General features: G+C 61.5%; 12 protein-coding genes and 1 pseudogene. 6 read left to right on the top strand and 7 right to left on the bottom strand.

The genetic code is table 11. The annotated features are described in order from the left end of the window. Window positions 1–116 precede the first annotated feature (116 nt). The 5 genes from FEM54_RS09350 to FEM54_RS09330 form a co-directional block, all read right to left on the bottom strand. Complete coding sequence (locus FEM54_RS09350) at window positions 117–1136, bottom strand: branched-chain amino acid aminotransferase (RefSeq protein WP_017136260.1); 1020 nt, start codon at window positions 1134–1136, stop codon at window positions 117–119. A 224-nt stretch (window positions 1137–1360) separates the two neighbouring features. Further along, the gene (gene lpdA / locus FEM54_RS09345; protein ID WP_017136259.1) at window positions 1361–2740 is read right to left on the bottom strand and encodes a dihydrolipoyl dehydrogenase; all 1380 of its coding nucleotides are present in this window, start codon (window positions 2738–2740) and stop codon (window positions 1361–1363) included. A gap of 3 nt (window positions 2741–2743) precedes the next feature. Beyond that, complete coding sequence (locus FEM54_RS09340; RefSeq protein WP_138450569.1) at window positions 2744–4003, bottom strand: dihydrolipoamide acetyltransferase family protein; 1260 nt, start codon at window positions 4001–4003, stop codon at window positions 2744–2746. Beyond that, complete coding sequence (locus tag FEM54_RS09335; protein WP_138450567.1) at window positions 4004–5062, bottom strand: alpha-ketoacid dehydrogenase subunit beta; 1059 nt, start codon at window positions 5060–5062, stop codon at window positions 4004–4006. Between the two features lies 1 nt (window position 5063). Further along, window positions 5064–6299, bottom strand: a complete 1236-nt coding sequence (locus FEM54_RS09330) for a 3-methyl-2-oxobutanoate dehydrogenase (2-methylpropanoyl-transferring) subunit alpha (RefSeq protein WP_017136256.1) — start codon at window positions 6297–6299, stop codon at window positions 5064–5066. Between the two features lie 195 nt (window positions 6300–6494). Here FEM54_RS09330 and bkdR point away from each other — a divergent pair, with 195 nt between their 5' ends. Beyond that, the gene (bkdR, locus tag FEM54_RS09325; RefSeq protein ID WP_017136255.1) at window positions 6495–6983 is read left to right on the top strand and encodes a Bkd operon transcriptional regulator BkdR; all 489 of its coding nucleotides are present in this window, start codon (window positions 6495–6497) and stop codon (window positions 6981–6983) included. A gap of 121 nt (window positions 6984–7104) precedes the next feature. Here bkdR and FEM54_RS09320 read toward each other — a convergent pair whose 3' ends face one another. Further along, window positions 7105–7968, bottom strand: coding sequence for an MBL fold metallo-hydrolase (locus FEM54_RS09320; protein WP_017136254.1), 864 nt, complete (start codon window positions 7966–7968; stop codon window positions 7105–7107). Window positions 7969–8062: 94 nt separating this feature from the next. Here FEM54_RS09320 and FEM54_RS09315 point away from each other — a divergent pair, with 94 nt between their 5' ends. The 5 genes from FEM54_RS09315 to FEM54_RS09295 all read left to right on the top strand — a co-directional run bounded on the left by FEM54_RS09315 (window position 8063) and on the right by FEM54_RS09295 (window position 13920). After that, window positions 8063–8398 carry an ArsR/SmtB family transcription factor gene (locus FEM54_RS09315; protein WP_017136253.1) on the top strand — a complete coding sequence of 112 codons (336 nt, stop codon included), beginning with the start codon at window positions 8063–8065 and terminating at the stop codon, window positions 8396–8398. A gap of 51 nt (window positions 8399–8449) precedes the next feature. Further along, a complete protein-coding gene (locus FEM54_RS09310; protein ID WP_138450565.1) occupies window positions 8450–9694 on the top strand; it encodes an NAD(P)/FAD-dependent oxidoreductase in 1245 nt (414 codons plus the stop codon). Beyond that, complete coding sequence (locus FEM54_RS09305; protein WP_017136251.1) at window positions 9695–10501, top strand: sulfite exporter TauE/SafE family protein; 807 nt, start codon at window positions 9695–9697, stop codon at window positions 10499–10501. Window positions 10502–11128: 627 nt separating this feature from the next. Further along, window positions 11129–12775, top strand: coding sequence for an MFS transporter (locus tag FEM54_RS09300; RefSeq protein ID WP_017136435.1), 1647 nt, complete (start codon window positions 11129–11131; stop codon window positions 12773–12775). Beyond that, on the top strand, window positions 12772–13920 hold the full coding sequence (locus FEM54_RS09295; protein ID WP_138450563.1) for an HlyD family secretion protein: 1149 nt from the start codon (window positions 12772–12774) through the stop codon (window positions 13918–13920). The genes FEM54_RS09300 and FEM54_RS09295 overlap by 4 nt, the downstream gene beginning before the upstream one ends. A gap of 121 nt (window positions 13921–14041) precedes the next feature. Here FEM54_RS09295 and FEM54_RS09290 read toward each other — a convergent pair. Then, window positions 14042–14232 (bottom strand): annotated as a pseudogene (locus tag FEM54_RS09290) (aldose 1-epimerase); the annotation flags it as partial.

Genomic DNA, 14232 nt, shown 5'->3' with positions numbered 1-14232 from the left:
GGATCAGCATGGGCAAGAAGATTGCGGTGAATATTCCCAAGGACGTGTGAGCACACCGAAATCAAATGTGGGAGCTGGCAAGCCCACTCCCACATTGGGTTTTGCGTTTTTTGGGGTTAGACCTTGACGATCCAACCCTCTGGCGCTTCAACGTCGCCGGTCTGCACGCCGGTCAGTTCTTTGTAGAGCGCCTGGGTGATCGGGCCCACTTCGGTTTCGCTGTGGAACACGTGCAGCTTGCCGTCGTACTGGATGCCGCCGATTGGCGAGATCACGGCAGCGGTGCCGCAGGCGCCGGCTTCCTTGAACTGGTCCAGTTTGTCGATGAACACGTCGCCCTCGACCACTTTCAGGCCCAGGCGGGTCTCGGCCAGTTCGATCAGCGACAGGCGGGTGATGCCTGGCAGCACCGAAGGCGACTTCGGCGTGATGAACTGGTTGTCGCGGGTGATACCGAAGAAGTTGGCCGAACCGACTTCCTCGATTTTCGAGTGGGTCATCGGGTCCAGGTAGATCGCGTCGGCGAAACCGGATTTCCTTGCTTCAGCGCCCGGCATCAGGCTGGCGGCATAGTTGCCACCGACCTTGGCGGCGCCGGTGCCCTGTGGCGCGGCGCGGTCGAACGTGGAGATCTGGAAATTGTGTGGCACCAGGCCGCCCTTGAAGTAGGCGCCGACCGGGATGGCGAATACCGAGAAGATAAATTCCGGTGCGCTACGCACGCCGATGTTTTCACCGGTGCCGATCACGAACGGGCGCAGGTACAGCGCGCCGCCACTGCCGTACGGCGGGATGAACCGCTCGTTGGCCTTGACCACTTGTTTGCAGGCTTCGATGAAGTCTTCGGTGGTCACATGCGGCATCAGCAAGCGTGCGCAGCTGCGTTGCATGCGGGCCGCGTTCTGGTCCGGACGGAACAGGTTGATCGAGCCGTCCTTGCAGCGGTAGGCCTTGAGGCCTTCAAAGCACTGCTGGCCATAGTGCAGGGCGGTGGAACCCTCGCTGATGTGCAGCACGTTATCGTCGGTCAGGGTGCCCGCTTGCCACTCGCCGTTTTTCCAGGTTTGGAGAAACCGCTTGTCGGTCTTGATGTAGTCAAAACCCAGCTTGTCCCAATTGATGCTTTCGTTACCCATGACACCCTCTATCTCTGGTCAACCGCCTGGTCGAAGGCAGGCTTGTCGGTTTTTTACTGGATGGGCGCAACAATACTTCATTCTTGGCCGGTGTGGGAGCAGGTGGGCGGACCATTGAGCGTGTGTATTGGCTGATACACCGCTATCGCAGGCAAGCCAGCTCCCACATTTGGAATACATTGCCCTGTGGGAGCTGGCTTGCCTGCGATGGCCTCACCCCGGTTTTAAAGGTGCAGCGCGTGGCCCAATGCTCTTAAAGCCGCTTCCTGAACCGCTTCGCCGAGGGTCGGATGCGCATGGATCGTGCCCGCCACATCTTCCAGGCGCGAACCCATCTCCAGGCACAGGCCAAAGGCCGTAGACAGCTCGGACACACCAACCCCCACCGCCTGCCAGCCGACAATCAGGTGGTTGTCACGCCGTGCTACCACGCGCACAAAGCCGGTTTTCGACTCCAGGGTCATCGCCCGGCCATTGGCCGCGAACGGGAAGCTCGACACAATGCAGTCGAGGCCAGCCGCCTTGGCTTCGTCCGGGGTCTTGCCGACCACCACCAGCTCAGGGTCGGTGAAGCACACCGCCGGGATGGCGGCCGGGTTGAATTCGCGGTGTTTGCCGCTGATCAGTTCGGCGACCATCTCGCCCTGGGCCATGGCCCGGTGCGCCAGCATCGGCTCACCGCTCAGGTCGCCGATGGCGTACACATTGCGCATGCTGGTCTGGCAACGGTTGTCGATCTTGATCGCCGCGCCGTTCATCGCCAGGTTCAGCGCTTCGAGGTTCCAGCCCTGGGTGTTGGGTTTGCGGCCCACGGCCACCAGCACCTGATCGGTTTGCAGCGACAGCGTGTCGCCGTTCGGGTCACGTACCTGCAGGCTGTTGTTTTCGAAACCGGTGACGCTGTGGCTGAGGTACAGCTTGACCCCCAACTGCTTGAGCGATTCGGCCACCGGCAGCGTCAGTTCGCCATCGTAGGCCGGCAGGATACGCTCCTGTGCCTCGACCACACTGACCTCGGCGCCGAGCTTGCGATAGGCAATGCCCAGCTCCAGGCCGATATAGCCGCCGCCCACCACAATCAGGCGCTTGGGCACGCGGGTCGGCGCCAGTGCTTCGGTTGACGAGATGATCGGCCCGCCAATCGGCAGCATCGGCAGGTTGACGCTTTTCGAGCCGGTGGCCAGCAGCAGGTGCTCGCACTGAATGCGCTGGTCGCCGACGTCGACGGTCTTGCCGTCCACCACCTTGGCCCAGCCGTGGATCACCTGCACTTTATGCTTCTTGAGCAAGGCGGCCACGCCGGTGGTCAGGCGATCAACAATGCCGTCTTTCCATTCCACGCTCTTGCGGATGTCCAGGGTCGGCACATCCACTTCAATGCCCAGTTGCGACCCTTGGCTGTGGTGCACGGTTTGCTGGAACTGCTCGGCCACGTGGATCAAGGCTTTGGAGGGAATGCAGCCGATGTTCAGGCAGGTGCCGCCCAGCGCCTGGCCCTCGACCAGAATGGTCGGGATGCCCAGTTGGCCGGCACGGATCGCCGCCACATAACCGCCAGGGCCGCCGCCGATAATCAGCAGCGTGGTGTTCAATGTCTGAGGCATGCCTTACTCCAAAAACAGGCTGGCGGGTTGTTCGAGCAGGCCACGAATGGCCTGGATGAATTGCGCCGCGTCCATGCCGTCGACCACACGGTGATCGAAGGAGCTGGAGAGGTTCATCATCTTGCGCACCACGATCTGGCCCTTGATTACCATCGGCCGTTCAACGATGCGGTTGACGCCGACAATGGCGACTTCCGGCAGGTTCAGCACCGGCGTGCTGACAATGCCGCCCAACGCGCCGAGGCTGGTCAGGGTGATGGTCGAGCCCGACAGTTCATCGCGACTGGCCTTGCCATTGCGCGCGGCGCTGGCCAAACGTGCGATTTCCTCGGCGTTGCCCCACAGGCTGCGGGCTTCGGCGTGACGTACCACCGGCACCATCAGGCCCACATCGCTTTGGGTGGCGACGCCCACATGCACCGCGCCCAGGCGGGTGATGACTTGGGCTTCGTCGTCGTAGCGTGCGTTGATCTGCGGGAAGTCGCGCAACGCCACGACCATGGCGCGCACGATAAACGGCAGCAAGGTCAATTTGCCGCGTGTGGCGCCGTGCTTCTCATTAAGGTGCACGCGCAGCTCGTCCAGCGCCGTGACGTCGATTTCTTCCACGTAGCTGAAATGCGCGGCGCGGCGGGTGGCGTCCTGCATGCGCTGGGCGATCTTGCGGCGCATGCCGATCACCGGGATCTGTTCTTCGCTGTTGCGTTCGGCGTAAGGGTTGGCGGTTGCCGAAGCCTGGGTTGCACCTTGTTGCAGGTAAGCGTCCAGATCTTCGTGCAGCACCCGACCCGCCGGGCCGCTGCCCTGCACCAGACGCAGCTGAATCCCGGCATCCAGCGCGTGTTTGCGCACGGCAGGCGAAGCCAAAGGGCGTTCGTTTGCGTCACGCGCAACCGGTGCCGCAGCGGGTTTGGCGGTTGGCTTTGCTTCGGCCACAGGCGCAGGCTTGGCTTCAACCACTGGCGCTGGCGCAGCTTTCACCGGCTCAGCCACCACCGGCGCATCCTTGGCATTCCCGGCGCCTTCGACTTCAATGCTGATCAAAATACTGCCCACCGCCATGACTTCGCCGGGCTCGCCGCCCAGAGAAATCACTTTGCCGTGCACCGGCGAGGGAATGTCCACCATCGCCTTGTCGGTCATCACATCCGCCAGCACCTGGTCTTCAACCACCAGGTCGCCGACTTTTACATGCCATACCGACAGTTCAACTTCTGCAATGCCTTCGCCAATGTCCGGCATCTTGATAACGTGCGTGCCCATTCAGACCTCCATGACCCGTTTCAACGCCGCGCCCACGCGGGACGGCCCTGGGAAATACGCCCACTCTTGCGCGTGCGGGTAGGGCGTGTCCCAACCGGTGACGCGTTCGATCGGCGCTTCCAGGTGATGGAAGCAATGCTCTTGCACCAGCGACACCAGTTCGGCACCAAAGCCGCAGGTGCGGGTGGCTTCATGCACCACCACGCAACGGCCGGTCTTTTTCACCGAGTTGACGATGGTTTCCAGGTCCAGCGGCCACAGGCTGCGCAGGTCGATGACCTCGGCGTCGATGCCGGTTTCTTCGGCGGCGACTTGCGACACGTATACGGTGGTGCCGTAGGTCAGCACCGTCACCGCCGAGCCCGGACGCACGATGGCGGCCACGTCCAGCGGCACGGTGTAGTAACCGTCCGGCACTTGCGCTTGCGGGTGTTTGGACCAGGGTGTGACCGGGCGATCGTGGTGGCCATCGAACGGGCCGTTGTACAGGCGCTTAGGCTCGAGGAAGATCACCGGGTCGTCGTTTTCGATCGAGGCGATCAACAGACCCTTGGCGTCATACGGGTTGGACGGCATCACCGTGCGCAGGCCGCAGACCTGGGTGAACACCGCTTCAATACTCTGGCTGTGGGTCTGGCCGCCGTAGATGCCGCCGCCGCACGGCATGCGCATGGTCAAGGGTGCGGTGAACTGGCCGGCCGAGCGATAACGCAGGCGGGCGGCTTCGGAGATGATCTGGTCGGTGGCCGGGTACACGTAGTCAGCGAATTGAATCTCGGCGACCGGGCGCAGGCCGTAGGCCCCCATGCCCACGGCAACGCCGACGATGCCGCTTTCGGAGATCGGCGCGTCAAACACCCGCGAGCTGCCGTACTTGTTCTGCAAACCTTCGGTGCAACGGAATACGCCGCCGAAGTAGCCGACGTCCTGGCCGAACACCACCACGTTATCGTCACGCTCAAGCATCACATCCATGGCCGAGCGCAGGGCCTGGATCATGGTCATGGTGGTGGTGGTCATGGCGGTTTCCAATTCGATGCTGTTGTTGTGATCGTTCATGTCAGACCCCCAACTCTTGACGCTGGCGCTTCAAGTGCTCCGGCATCTCTTTATAAACGTCTTCGAACATGGTCGCGGCGCTTGGAATCTGGCCGCCGGCCAGGGTGCCGTACTGTTCGGCTTCTTTCTGCGCCTTGACCACTTCGGCCTCAAGCTCGGCACTGACTGCCGTGTGCTCTTCTTCGGACCACTGGCCAATCTTGATCAGGTGCTGCTTGAGGCGCGCAATCGGGTCGCCGAGCGGGAAGTGGCTCCAGTCATCGGCCGGGCGGTATTTGGACGGATCGTCCGAGGTGGAGTGCGGGCCGGCGCGGTAGGTGACCCACTCGATGAGGGTTGGCCCAAGGTTGCGGCGCGCACGCTCGGCGGCCCAGGCAGACGCTGCATACACGGCGATAAAGTCGTTGCCGTCCACACGCAGGGAGGCGATGCCGCAACCCACGCCGCGTCCGGCGAAGGTGGTGGCTTCACCGCCGGCGATAGCCTGGAAGGTGGAGATGGCCCACTGGTTGTTGACCACGTTGAGAATCACCGGCGCGCGGTAAACGTGGGCGAAGGTGAGGGCGGTGTGGAAGTCCGATTCGGCGGTGGCGCCGTCGCCGATCCAGGCCGAGGCAATCTTGGTGTCGCCCTTGATCGCCGAGGCCATGCCCCAGCCCACGCCTTGCACGAATTGGGTGGCGAGGTTACCGGAAATAGTGAAGAAACCGGCGTCCTTGACCGAATACATGATTGGCAACTGACGGCCCTTGAGCGGGTCGCGCTCGTTGGACAGCAGTTGGCAGATCAGGTCCACCAGCGGCACTTCGCGGGCCATCAGGATGCTTTGCTGGCGGTAGGTGGGGAAGCACATGTCGTCGATATTCAAGGCCAGGGCCTGGGCGCTGCCGATGGCTTCTTCGCCAAGGCTTTGCATGTAGAACGACATTTTTTTCTGACGCTGTGCGACCACCATGCGGTTGTCGAAGATGCGCGTCTTGAGCATGGCGCGCATGCCTTTACGCATGATCTCGGCGGATACCCCTTCAGCCCACGGGCCAAGAGCCTGGCCCTGGTCGTCAAGCACGCGGATCAGGCCCTTGGCCAGGTCAGCGGTGTCGGCGGGTTCTACGTCGATGGCGGGTTTGCGCACCGTACCTGCGTCAGTCAGGCGCAGGTAGGTAAAGTCGGTCTTGCAGCCTGGGCGGCCCGAGGGTTCGGGAACGTGCAGGCGCAGTGGTGCATACGGCTGGTTCATGGCTTTCTACGCTCGATCTTGTGAATTTCTTGTAGTGGGCGCGCTAGCTGACAGTCAGTCTCCGGATAGGAGAAATCTTGTCCTACAAACATCATAGGCGTGGCGTAGAAGAATATTTATCTGTGTTTCATTGCGCTCAAGACCATTTGCGGATAAAAAAACTGCATAAACATAATAAACAGGTGATTTTGTCTCATGCGCAAACTGGACCGTACCGATATCGGCATTCTCAATGCCCTGCAGGAGAACGCCCGCATTACCAACGCCGACCTGGCCCGTTCGGTCAACCTGTCGCCCACGCCATGCTTTAACCGGGTGAAGGCCATGGAGGAATTGGGGCTTATCCGTGATCAGGTCACGTTGCTGGACGCCGATCTGCTGGGGCTGCACGTGAATGTGTTCATTCATGTGAGCCTGGAAAAGCAGAATGAACTGGCATTGCAGCAGTTCGAAGGCGCGATTTCTGACCGGCCGGAAGTGATGGAGTGTTACCTGATGGCGGGCGACCCGGATTATCTGATCCGGGTGCTGGTGCCGACGATCCAGTCGCTGGAGCGTTTCATGATGGACTTTCTGACCAAGGTGCCGGGCGTGGCCAATATTCGCTCGAGCTTTGCGCTCAAGCAGGTGCGCTACAAGACCGCGCTGCCGTTGCCGGCTAATGGCATCAGCCTGGGTTCCTGACACAACACAGGACAAGTGTGGGAGCTGGCTTGCCTGCGATAGCGGTGGGCCAGTTGACACACGGGTTACTGATGCATCGCTATCGCAGGCAAGCCAGCTCCCACAAAGGAATCGGCGCTTTTTACAGTTGGTTAAGCGGAATCTTCAGATACGTCACCCCGTTTGCTTCCGCCGGCGGCATATTCCCCGCGCGCACATTTACCTGAATCGCCGGCAGCAATAGCGTCGGCATTCCCAACCCGGCATCACGCTGGGTGCGCATCTCTACAAACGCCGCCTCATCCACCCCGTCATGCACATGAATATTGCCCGCGCGCTGCTCGGCGACCGTGGTCAGGCACTTGGCCTCGCGGCTTTCAGGCGGGTAGTCATGGCACACGTACAGTTCAGTCTCCAATGGAAAGGCCAGCAGCTTGCGCATCGACGCATACAACTGTCGCGCGTCACCACCAGGGAAGTCGCAACGCGCGGTGCCTACATCCGGCATGAACAGCGTGTCGCCTACCAGAATCAAACGACCGTCGATCAGGTACGCCATGTCGGCCGGGGTGTGGCCAGGCACATGCAGCGCCTGGGCCTTCAAGTTGCCGATATGAAAGATTTCATCCGGCGCAAACAGGTGGTCGAACTGCGAGCCATCGACGCGGAATTCCGGCTCCAGGTTGAACAGGCTCTTGAAGACATCCTGGACCTTACTGATGGATTGGCCGATGGCGATTTTGCCGCCAAGCGTGCGGCGCAGGTAAGGCGCAGCGGACAAGTGATCGGCATGCGCATGGGTTTCCAGCAGCCACTGCACCTGCAAGCCGTGCTCACGCACGAACGCGATGACTTTATCGGCTTGGGCGGTATCCGTGCGCCCGGACGCGGGGTCGTAATTGAGTACCGAATCGGCGATGGCGCACGGGCCGCCATCGTGTTCATAAATGACGTAGGTGAAGGTCGACGATGCCTCGTCCAGAAAGGCTTGAATCAACGCTGGCATGGCGGCGGTCCCCGGAAGCGAAAAAAGTGGTTACAATCAGTTTACGTTTACACATAATGTTTTGAGCTTAAGTGACATAAAGGACCCGAGGCAAATGGAATCTACTCTGAGTGAGGGCGAAGTCGCCCAGTTGCGCGCATCGGCGTCCAAGGCGTGCTCCTTGCTCAAGGCACTGGCCAATGAGGACCGCCTGTTGATCCTGTGCCAGTTGACCCAGGGCGAGCGCAACGTCGGCGAGCTGGAAACCATGACCGGTGTGCGTCAGCCCACACTGTCACAACAGTTGGGCATTTTGCGTGACGAAGGGTTGGTCGCCACCCGTCGGGAAGGTAAATACATTTTCTACGGGCTGGCCAGCCACGAAGTGATTCAAGTGATGAAGACCTTGTCCGGCTTGTACTGCGGCGCGGTCATAAAAAGCTGGGCGTGACGCCATACGGCAACGACCCTTGTGTGCATTGACGATAAAAGGCAAAAGACCATGACCGAGCAACACTGGGGACCGACCATCAGTGGCGACATCGTAGTCATCGGCGGCGGCTCGGCAGGCATCGGCCTGCTGGCCAGCCTGCTCAAACGCGACCCGCAGCTGAACATCACCCTGATCGAACCTAACGACTATCACTGCTATCAGCCGGCCTGGACGCTGGTCGGTGGCGGCGCCTACGACCTGAAAAAGACCCGACGGCCGTTGGCCGACGTACTGCCCAATGGCGTCGCTTGGGTGCAGGCCGCTGTCGCCGAGTTGCTGCCCGACGAGCAAACCCTGGTGCTCGACAACGGCCAGCGCGTGAGCTGGAACAACCTGATCGTGTGCCCCGGCCTGCGCCTGGCCTGGGAAAAAATCGACGGCCTGGAACAGACCCTTGGCCAGAACGGCGTGACCTCCAACTACAGCTACGAGCACGCGGCCTACACCTGGCAGCTTGTGCAGCAGTTGCAAGGCGGCAAGGCGATCTTTACCCAGCCGGCCATGCCGATCAAATGTGCAGGCGCGCCGCAAAAAGCCATGTATCTGTCCTGCGATCACTGGCTCAAGCAGGGTAACCTGAAAAACATCGACGTCGAATTCAACCTGGCCGGCGCCGCGCTGTTTGGCGTGGCGACCTTTGTGCCGCCATTGATGAAGTACGTAGAGAAATACAACGCCCGCCTGGCGTTCAACGCCAACCTTGTCAAGGTCGATGGCCCGGCGCGCAAAGCCTGGTTTGAAGTCAAAGACGCCGAAGGCAAGGCCACCGTCGAAGAAAAATCCTTCGACCTGTTGCACGTGGTCCCGCCGCAGGTTGCCCCGGATTTTATCCGCCAGAGCTCGTTGGCCGACCCCGCCGGTTGGTGCGAGGTGAACCCGCACAGCCTGCAACACCTGCGCTACCCGCATATCTTCGGCCTCGGCGATGTGTGCGGCACCACCAACGCCAAGACCGCAGCCGCCGTGCGCAAGCAGATCGTGGTGGTGGCCGAAAACCTGCTGGCCCTGCGCAAACAGGCGCCGCTGCCGCTCAAGTACGACGGCTATGGTTCCTGCCCGTTGACGGTGGAGAAGGGCAAGGTGGTGCTGGCCGAGTTCGGCTATGGCGGCAAGCTGCTGCCGACCTTCCCGCTGGACCCGACCCAGGCACGTCGCTCGATGTGGTTCCTCAAGGCCACGCTGCTGCCGTGGGTCTACTGGAACGGCATGCTCAAGGGCCGCGAGTGGCTGACCCGCCTGAGCAAGGTGGATTAAATGCTGCTGGCAAGTCTGTTGGGTTTATTGATGGGCCTGGTCATGGGCCTGACCGGCGCGGGCGGTGGCATCCTCGGAGTGCCGGCGTTGGTGCTGGGGCTGGGCTTGACCATGACCCAGGCAGCCCCGGTGTCGTTGCTCGCCGTGGGCGCAGCGGCGGCGGTCGGCGCCATTGACGGGTTGCGCCATGGCCTGGTGCGTTACCGCGCCGCGTTATTGATCGCCTTGCTCGGTGCGCTGTTTTCGCCACTGGGTGTGTTTATTGCGCACCAGTTGCCCGAACACCTGCTGATGGGCCTGTTCAGCGCCTTGATGGTGCTGGTGGCGTGGCGCATGTTGCAACGCGAAAAGGTCGAGGCCGGGCCAAGCGACCATGGCGCCGCGTCCTGGGGCCAGAAAAACTGCATGCTCAACCAGCAGACCGGGCGCCTGGCCTGGACTGCCAAATGCAGTGCCACTCTGGCCGCGTTGGGTGCGGTAACTGGCGCGGTATCGGGCTTGCTTGGCGTGGGCGGTGGTTTCCTGATCGTGCCGGCGTTCAAGCAACTGACCGATGTGCAGATGCGCGGGATTGTCGCCACCTCTTTGATGGTGATCAGCCTGATTTCGCTGATCGGTGTGGCTGGGTCGATGCAGGCCGGTGTGAGTATTGAGCCGATGGGCTGGGTGTTTATCGGTGCGAGTATTGTCGGCATGTTGGCCGGTCGGCGTTTGTGTTCGGTGATCCCGGCGCGGGCGTTGCAGGTGGGGTTTGCCAGCCTGTGTGTGGTGGTGGCTGCGGGGATGCTGGTCAAGGCTGCGCTTTGATGCTGATGTGCAACACAATTTACATGTGGGAGCTGGGTTGCCTGCGATGGCGGTCTTTTGGTGGTGTACATATCCGTTGCTGCGGTAACGGCTGAGTAGGGTTCCGCCCTTACGGCGGCTCACTTTTGGAAAGACCCAAAAGTAAGCAAAAGGTCTTCGCCCCAACACTCGGTGCCTCGCTATGGCTCGGCATGCCCGCAATCCGCCAGTGATTTGGGGGGCCGCCGCGATGGGCCATCCTTGGCCCAGCGCGGCTAAACCGGCATCCCTGCCGGTTTACCCCCCAAATCCCTGTCGAATTCCGGCCATCGTGTTTGACGGGGCGATTTCAGATCAAGATCAAAAGCGCAGATCAAAAGACCGCTGACTTCGTCATCGAAAAGGATGTAAGGGCCGGAGCAACAGCAACAGCAGAGCCATACTCGGTCTAATGTGGGAGCTGGCTTGCCTGCGATGGCATCAACTCGGTGTACCTGACACACCGAGGTGTCTGTATCGCAGGCAAGCCAGCTCCCACAGTTTTGACCGTGCCCGCACGAGACATGGCAAGATGAACGCCTCTCAGGTTTACTGGTCCCTGAGTAACGGATTTACCGACCTTGCACGTCGGCTCATCAAGGTCATGCGATGGATAAATACACCCCCCACACTTGGCAACCCCACGAGCGGCCGAGCCTGCCCGGCTCGCCGTCGACGCCGCTGCACCCTACGCACAAGCGTTGGCTGTTTGCGTTGGTCGGGATCCTGGTGGCAATTACCGGCGGGCTCGGCAATGCCCTGGTGATTGCCAACCTGCAATATCTGCAAGGCGCACTGGGCGCCACCACCGCAGAAATGGCCTGGCTGCCGGCCGCCTATGTGATGACCAACGTGTGCATGAACCTGCTGCTGGTGAAGTTTCGTCAGCAGTTCGGCCTGCGCGCGTTTACCGAGGTGTTCCTGGTGCTGTATGCGCTGGTGACCTTCGGCCATTTGTTCGTCAACGACTTGAGTTCGGCGATTGCAGTACGGGCAGCTCACGGTATGGTCGGTGCGGCGCTGAGTTCGTTGGGCTTGTACTACATGATCCAGGCGTTCCCGGCCAAGTGGCGGCTCAAAGCCTTGGTGCTGGGCTTGGGCACCGCGCAGTTGGCGCTGCCACTGGCGCGATTGTTCTCTGAAGACTTGCTGCAAATTGCCGAATGGCGCGGGCTGTACCTGTTCGAGCTGGGCATGGCGCTGATCTGTCTGGGCTGCGTATTCATGCTCAAACTGCCGCCCGGCGACCGTTTCAAAACCTTTGAAAAACTCGACTTCCTCACCTTTGCCATTCTCGCCAGCGGCGTGGCGTTGCTCTGTGCGGTGCTGTCGTTGGGGCGTATCGACTGGTGGCTGGAAGCGCCCTGGATCGGCGTGGCCTCGGCCTGTTCGCTGGTGTTGATCATGGCCGGCCTGGCCATTGAGCATAACCGCGCCAACCCGATGTTGATGACGCGCTGGCTCGGCAGCGGGGCGATGATTCGCCTGGCGCTGGCGGTGGTGCTGATTCGCATGGTGCTGTCCGAGCAGTCCACCGGTGCGGTGGGCTTTATGCAGATGCTGAACATGAGCTACCAGCAGATGCACACCCTCTACGTGGTGATGCTGGCCGGTGCGATTGCCGGGCTGGTGGTCAGCGCGCTGACGATCAACCCGGCGCACCTGCTGATGCCGTTGATCATCTCCCTGGCGCTGATGGCCACAGGCTCCGTGATGGACAGTTTCTCTAGCAACCTGACCCGCCCGCAAAACCTGTATATCAGCCAGTTCCTGCTAGGCTTTGGCGGCACCTTCTTCCTGGGGCCAACCATGGTGCTGGGCACAAAAAACGTATTGACCAACCCGCGCAACCTGGTGAGCTTCTCGGTGATGTTCGGCATCTGCCAGAACCTCGGCGGCCTGATTGGCGCGGCGTTGCTGGGCACGTTCCAGATCGTGCGCGAGAAATACCACTCCAGCATGATCGTCGAACACCTGACCCTGCTGGACCCACGCGTGGCGGCGCGGGTGCAGAGCGGCGGCTCGGCCTACGGCGGTGTGATTGCCGACCCGGAACTGCGCAACCTCATGGGCATTCGCAGCCTGGCCACGGCGGCCACGCGTGAGGCGAATGTGATGGCCTACAACGACGTATTCATGCTGATCGCGATCATCGCGATCCTCACCATGCTCTGGATCTTCACCCGCAGCCTGTGGCTGATGAGTACCACCAAAGCAGCAGCCCCTCCCGTTCAACCCAGCGGCGTTACTTCATGACCGAAACCACCACCACGACCACGACCAACGCCATCGCCTCCACTCCGGAAGGCACGCCACCACCGGGCTCGACCGTCACGGAGCCGCGCTCGCTGCGAGTGCGCATCATCTCATCGCTGGGTTTTGCCGCGATTGCCATCGTCGGTGTGTTGATCGTGCTGTATGCCTGGCAATTGCCACCCTTTAGCAGTGCGGTGGAAACCACCGAGAACGCCCTGGTGCGCGGCCAGGTGACGATTATCGGCCCGCAATTGAGTGGCTACGTGTATGAAGTGCCGGTGCAGGACTTCCAGTACGTCAAGGCCGGCGACCTGCTGGTGCGCCTGGATGACCGCATCTACAAGCAGCGTCTTGACCAGGCGCTGGCGCAATTGGCAGTACAGAAAGCCTCCTTGGCCAATGTGGTGCAGCAGCGCAACAGCGCCGAAGCCACCATCACACTGCGCCAGGCCGCGCTGGTGGACAGCCAGGCCCAGGCGCGCAAAAGCACCGCCGACTTGCGCCGCAATGAAGAGTTGATCAGCGATGGTTCAGTGTCCAAGCGCGAGTTGGACGTGACCCGCGCCGCGAATGCGCAGACCGTCGCGGCGGTGGCTCAGGCCCAGGCCAACCTGGAAATCGCCCGTCAGGACCTGCAAACCGTGATCGTCAATCGTGGTTCCCTCGAAGCGGCGGTGGCCAGTGCCGATGCGGCCGTGGAGCTGGCGCGTATCGACCTGTCCAACACCCGCATCATTGCGCCGCGTGATGGCCAGTTGGGGCAGATCGGTGTGCGCCTGGGCGCCTACGTCAACTCCGGCGCGCAGTTGATGGCGCTGGTGCCGCCGCAGTTGTGGGTGATCGCCAACATGAAAGAAACCCAGATGGACAATGTGCAGGTCGGCCAGCCGGTGACGTTCACCGTGGACGCGCTCAACCACCGCAAGTTTCACGGCACGGTGCAGCATATTTCCCCGGCGACCGGCTCGGAGTTCAGCCTGTTGCAGGCGGATAACGCCACCGGCAACTTTGTGAAGATCGCGCAGCGGGTGCCGGTGCGGATTACGGTGGACCCGGATCAGGCCGAGAGCGAGCGCCTGCGGCCGGGGTTGTCGGTGGTGGTGAGTATCGACACGGCGGGTCGCCTGAAAAACAGCCCGCCTTGACACCATGCGGATCAAAAATGTGGGAGCTGGCTTGCCTGCGATAGCGGTTTGTCAGGTCCAGGTGTGCAGGCTGACACACCGCCATCGCGGGCGAGCCCGGCTCCCACAGGGTTTTGTGGGGTTACAAAGGTTGGTATTTCAGGGTGAAATTGAGGTGAGTTGACTGGCCGTTTTCCAGCAGCTTCAGGCCGGGCCTGCCCGGCAGGTGATGCGCATTCACCGGATGACTCACCGGCTCGATGCAAAAGAACCCCAACCCCGGCGGGCAGAACAGCAGGAAGTAATCGGCGCCGCTGGCCTGGCATTCCAGTG

This window comes from Pseudomonas edaphica, from assembly GCF_005863185.1.
Lineage (GTDB): Bacteria > Pseudomonadota > Gammaproteobacteria > Pseudomonadales > Pseudomonadaceae > Aquipseudomonas > Aquipseudomonas edaphica.
This window is presented reverse-complemented; position numbering and strand designations above follow the sequence as displayed.

Bases quoted from the DNA above. Each gene is read 5' to 3' on its own strand.
- FEM54_RS09310 (WP_138450565.1), top strand. From the start codon at position 8,450: ATGACCGAGCAACACTGGGGACCGACCATCAGTGGCGACATCGTAGTC.
- FEM54_RS09300 (WP_017136435.1), top strand. From the start codon at position 11,129: ATGGATAAATACACCCCCCACACTTGGCAACCCCACGAGCGGCCGAGC.
- FEM54_RS09330 (WP_017136256.1), bottom strand. From the start codon at position 6,299: ATGAACCAGCCGTATGCACCACTGCGCCTGCACGTTCCCGAACCCTCG.
- lpdA (WP_017136259.1), bottom strand. From the start codon at position 2,740: ATGCCTCAGACATTGAACACCACGCTGCTGATTATCGGCGGCGGCCCT.
- FEM54_RS09305 (WP_017136251.1), top strand. From the start codon at position 9,695: ATGCTGCTGGCAAGTCTGTTGGGTTTATTGATGGGCCTGGTCATGGGC.
- FEM54_RS09350 (WP_017136260.1), bottom strand. From the start codon at position 1,136: ATGGGTAACGAAAGCATCAATTGGGACAAGCTGGGTTTTGACTACATC.
- FEM54_RS09335 (WP_138450567.1), bottom strand. From the start codon at position 5,062: ATGAACGATCACAACAACAGCATCGAATTGGAAACCGCCATGACCACC.
- FEM54_RS09340 (WP_138450569.1), bottom strand. From the start codon at position 4,003: ATGGGCACGCACGTTATCAAGATGCCGGACATTGGCGAAGGCATTGCA.
- FEM54_RS09315 (WP_017136253.1), top strand. From the start codon at position 8,063: ATGGAATCTACTCTGAGTGAGGGCGAAGTCGCCCAGTTGCGCGCATCG.
- bkdR (WP_017136255.1), top strand. From the start codon at position 6,495: ATGCGCAAACTGGACCGTACCGATATCGGCATTCTCAATGCCCTGCAG.
- FEM54_RS09320 (WP_017136254.1), bottom strand. From the start codon at position 7,968: ATGCCAGCGTTGATTCAAGCCTTTCTGGACGAGGCATCGTCGACCTTC.
- FEM54_RS09295 (WP_138450563.1), top strand. From the start codon at position 12,772: ATGACCGAAACCACCACCACGACCACGACCAACGCCATCGCCTCCACT.